The 3,447-nt window shown below is 65.2% G+C and carries 4 protein-coding genes; all 4 read left to right on the forward strand.

Annotated elements, in window-relative coordinates; translation table 11 throughout:
* A partial coding sequence (locus ACIPVK_RS21600; protein ID WP_407614038.1) for an acyl-CoA dehydrogenase family protein occupies positions 1–612 on the forward strand: 612 nt, incomplete at its 5' end.
* Between the two features lie 22 nt (positions 613–634).
* Complete coding sequence (locus ACIPVK_RS21605) at positions 635–1,810, forward strand: CaiB/BaiF CoA transferase family protein (protein WP_407614039.1); 1,176 nt, start codon at positions 635–637, stop codon at positions 1,808–1,810.
* Between the two features lie 40 nt (positions 1,811–1,850).
* Positions 1,851–3,041, forward strand: coding sequence for an acyl-CoA dehydrogenase family protein (locus ACIPVK_RS21610; protein ID WP_407614040.1), 1,191 nt, complete (start codon positions 1,851–1,853; stop codon positions 3,039–3,041).
* Between the two features lie 2 nt (positions 3,042–3,043).
* The coding region (locus tag ACIPVK_RS21615) for an enoyl-CoA hydratase/isomerase family protein (RefSeq protein WP_407614041.1) at positions 3,044–3,447 on the forward strand (404 nt) is incomplete at its 3' end.

Raw genomic sequence — 3,447 nt, forward strand, 5'->3', positions numbered from 1 at the left:
GCCAAGTCGCTGATCCGCGTGCTGACCCCGATCGCCAAGCACTACATCTGCAAGAAGGCCCGCTGGGTCACCGGCGAGGCCATGGAAATCCGTGGCGGCAACGGCTACATCGAGGACTGGCCCAACTCCCGCCTGCTGCGCGATTCGCACCTGGGTTCCATTTGGGAAGGCTCCTCCAACGTCATCGCGCTGGACGTGCTGCGTTGCATGTTGCAGTACGGTGCGCACCAGGTCATCACCGAATCGATGCTCGGAAAGCTCGCCGCACTGGAAGCCACCGACGCTGCCCCCGGCGCCCAGCAGCTCACCGAGGTCTGGCACGAGGTTCTCACCCGCGGAGACGCCATCCTCGCCGGCTCAACCGAGGACGCGCAAGCAATGATCGGCCACTACACCAACACCCTGGCCCAGCTGATCATGGCCACCCTGCTGCTCGAGCAGGCCATCCACGAGTCCGCCAACGGCTACCGCAAGCTGCTGGTCGCCAACTCCTACCTCGATTCGATCGTCAACGGCCGCACCTGCACCCTGCCGGTGGCCCTTGAATGGCTCGACGAACTCGTCGATGGCGGCTTCGTGCCCCGCGAGGCCGCCCTCAAGGTCTTCAAGTAAGCACCGGAAAGGACTGATCCCCATGAACAAGCACACCGCCCCCGCCGGCCCGCTGGCCGGCATCAAGGTCGTTGACCTCTCCAAGATCCTCGCCGGTCCCTACGCCACCATGTCCCTGGCCGACCTCGGCGCGGACGTCACCAAGGTCGAGCACCCCGAAGGCGGGGACCCCACGCGATCCTGGGGTCCGCCGGTGAAGGGCACCGACGCCACCTATTACCTGGCCATTAACCGCGGCAAGAAGTCGGTCACCATCGACCTGAAATCCGTGGAGGGGCAGGAAATCGTGCACCGCATGCTCGCGGATGCCGACGTCTTGGTGGAGAACTTCCGCCCGGGCTCCGGTCTGCAGCGCATCTTCGACTACAAGGTGCTCTCCGAGCGCTACCCCAAGCTGGTCATCTTGCACATTTCCGCTTTCGGCGACCACGGCCCGCTGCGCGACGAGCCTGGCTACGACATGATCGCCCAAGCCGCCGGCGGTCTGATGTCGCTGACCGGCGAGCCGGGCGGAGCACCGCTGAAGGCCGGCTTCGCCATGGGAGACCTTGGCGCCTCGCTCTTCGGGATCATCGGCCTGCTCGCCGCCCTCGTGGAGCGTTCGCGCACCGGGAAAGGCCAGTACGTGACCACCTCGCTGTACGAATGCCAACTGGCGCTGCACGTGAACTGGGCGACCAACTACTTTGACGATGGGCTCCGCCCGGGCCCGCTGGGCTCCGGCCACCCGAACCTCGTCCCCTACCAGGCGTACCGGGCGCAGGACGACTACTTCGTCATCGCCGTGGGCAACGACGCGATGTGGCAGAAGCTCTGTGCCGCGATCGAACGCCCGGACCTGGGTGAGGACGCGGACCTGCTGACAAACAACGGACGGCTTTCCAACCGCGAGCGGTTGAACACCGAACTGGAGAAGTCGCTGAAGGCCAAGACCGCTGCGCAATGGTGCGAGCTGTTCGCCGTCTCCGGCGTCCCGGCCTCCCCGATCCGTTCGCTGGACGAGGTCTACGCCCACCCGCACACCGCGGCCCTGGACATGGTCCAGACTGCCGACCACCCGGTGATCGGGGAGCTGAAACAAGTTGCCTTCCCGGTGAACTTCCGCGGCGAACGCCCGCAGGTGCGCAAGGCTCCCCCCATGCTGGGCGCCGACAACGACACCGTGCTTCCGGCCTACTCCCCGCAACCCACGGCCTAAGCGCCACCCAAGAATTCAGTTCCAGAAAAGAGATACTGCTATGAACACCCTTGCCCTCGAACGCGACGCGGCCTTGGCCAACTCCGACGTCTTAAACCTCGACGCCCTCTTCAGCAACGAGGAACTCGCCTTCCGCGACACCGTGCGCGGATTCGTCAACGAACGCATCAAGCCGAACATCAGCCACTGGTACGAGGCGGCCCACTTCCCGGTGGAAATTGTCAAGGAAATGGGCGACCTCGGCCTGCTGGGCATGCATCTGCAGGGCTACGGTTGCCCGGGCCGCTCCTCGGTGGAGTACGGCATTGCCGCCATGGAGCTCGAGGCAGGGGACTCGGGGCTGCGCACCTTCGTCTCGGTCCAAGGCTCGCTGGCCATGACCGCCATCCACAAGTGGGGCTCCGAGGAACAGAAGAACACCTACCTGCCTGCCATGGCCAAGGGCGAGATCATCGGCTGCTTCGGGCTGACCGAACCGACCGCCGGTTCGGACCCGTCCTCCATGCAGACCCGCGCGGTGCGCACCGAGACCGGCTGGGTGCTCAACGGCGCCAAGCGCTGGATCGGCCTCGCCAACATCGCCAACGTCGCGGTCATCTGGGCTGCCACCGACGAGGGCGTCCGCGGCTTCCTGGTTCCCACCAACACCCCCGGATTCACCGCCACCCCGATCACACCGAAGCTTTCGATGCGTGCCTCCATCCAGTGCGACATCACTTTCGAGAACGTGCAGCTTCCCGCCGAGGCGATCCTGCCGGGCGCCACGTCGCTACGCGGACCGTTCTCTTGCTTGAACGAGGCCCGCTACGGGATCATCTGGGGCGCCATGGGTGCCGCCCGCGATTCCTACGAGGTCGCCCTGAAGTACTCGCTGGAGCGCATGCAGTTCGACAAGCCGCTGGCCGCCTACCAGCTGACCCAGCTCAAGCTGGTGAACATGCTCCTGGAAATCCAGAAGGGCACCCTGCTGGCCATCCACACCGGACGCATGAAGGACGCAGGAACCCTGGAACCGGTGCAGATCTCGGTGGGCAAGCTGAACAACTGCCGCGAGGCCATCGAGATCTGCCGCGAAGCCCGCACCATCCTGGGCGGCAACGGAATCACCCTTGACTACTCGCCGCTGCGCCACGGGAACAACCTGGAATCGGTGCGCACCTATGAGGGCACAGACGAGGTCCACACCCTGATCCTGGGCAACCACATCACCGGCCAGCCGGCCTTCCGGTAAACATGGAGACCCTGGAAACGGCCTACGAAACGATCCTCGTCGGAGTCGAGGGCAACCTCGGCACCATAACCATCAACCGGCCCGAATCCCGCAACGCCCTGAATGCCACGGTGCTGCGGGAAATCCGCGAGGTCCTCGAGGACTTCGCCGACAACGACCGAGTCGGGGCTGTGGTCTTCACCGGTGCCGGGGACAAGGCGTTCATTGCCGGCGCCGACATCAACCAGCTGGCGAACTACACCTTCGCCGACGGTCTGGCGGCCAAAATGCAGCGCTTCTATGACTTCCTCGAAGACTATGAAAAGCCGACCATTGCCGCGATCAACGGGTTCGCCCTGGGCGGCGGCAACGAGCTGGCCATGGCCTGCGACATCCGCATCGCCGCGGAGGGCGCACGCTTCGGGCT

It is taken from the genome of Paeniglutamicibacter sp. MACA_103, from assembly GCF_045798555.1.
In the GTDB taxonomy this organism is placed as follows: Bacteria; Actinomycetota; Actinomycetes; order Actinomycetales; family Micrococcaceae; genus Paeniglutamicibacter.

What these genes read in the sequence shown, in the direction of transcription:
- ACIPVK_RS21610 (WP_407614040.1), top strand. Translation starts at nt 1,851, where the DNA reads ATGAACACCCTTGCCCTCGAACGCGACGCGGCCTTGGCCAACTCCGAC.
- ACIPVK_RS21605 (WP_407614039.1), top strand. Translation starts at nt 635, where the DNA reads ATGAACAAGCACACCGCCCCCGCCGGCCCGCTGGCCGGCATCAAGGTC.